Annotated in this window: 1 protein-coding gene; it reads left to right on the top strand. The window is 61.9% G+C overall.

What is annotated here, in order from left to right; all coding sequences use genetic code 11:
* Positions 1-91: 91 nt before the first annotated feature.
* A partial coding sequence (locus ACLJNW_RS24445) for a hypothetical protein (RefSeq protein WP_410961250.1) occupies positions 92-291 on the top strand: 200 nt, incomplete at its 3' end.

Genomic DNA, 291 nt, shown 5'->3' with positions numbered 1-291 from the left:
CTACCGGATGGAGCCGTTCTACTCGTTCTTCGCGACCGTCCCGACGCTCTACATCCGAACCGACTACCTGTAACGAGGGAGCGCCTGCGCCATGCAAGATGAACTGTTCAAGACCCGATACTCCAAGTACGGATACGGCATCGACGTGCGCCGTACCTACAAGGACCTGCCCTGCCAGCCGTTCTGGACCTGGGTCACCGGCAAGTCGCTGAACGACCGCCCGCCGCGACGGCCGAAAGACACCCTGCTCAAGCCCTGGCAGCTCTACCTGCACATCAGTTGGGGCTACGC

The sequence above is a fragment of the Salmonella sp. SAL4457 genome (genome assembly GCF_046548235.1).
Classification (GTDB): Bacteria; Pseudomonadota; Gammaproteobacteria; order Enterobacterales; family Enterobacteriaceae; genus Salmonella; species Salmonella enterica.
This window is presented reverse-complemented; position numbering and strand designations above follow the sequence as displayed.